The sequence below is a fragment of the Psychromonas aquatilis genome, from assembly GCF_038155185.1.
Taxonomy (GTDB): Bacteria; Pseudomonadota; Gammaproteobacteria; order Enterobacterales; family Psychromonadaceae; genus Psychromonas; species Psychromonas aquatilis.
The window spans coordinates 1-206 of the sequence record NZ_JBAKAZ010000507.1 but is presented as its reverse complement, the minus strand read 5'-3'; the positions used below and the strand labels follow the sequence as shown (position 1 = coordinate 206).

Annotated in this window: 1 protein-coding gene; it reads right to left on the bottom strand. The window is 33.0% G+C overall.

Annotated elements, in window-relative coordinates; translation table 11 throughout:
- Nucleotides 1–206: hypothetical protein (locus V6256_RS16315; RefSeq protein ID WP_341599220.1), on the bottom strand; the 206-nt coding region annotated here is incomplete at both ends.

The following is a 206-nucleotide window of genomic DNA, read 5'->3' as shown; positions in this document are numbered from 1 at the left end:
GATTATAACTAACTTCATAATCATCAATATAAGATAAAGATACAGGTGCGCCATTTTGAAAATCAGAGTCAAACTCTACAATAATTTTTTCAACAATACTACTCGAATGAAGTGCTGATACTTTAAGGTTCGATTCTTTATTGGTCGCTAGTGCTGAGGCCGTTAGATTGCTACTGCCTATAATAAGGTTGTAATATTCCGATTTT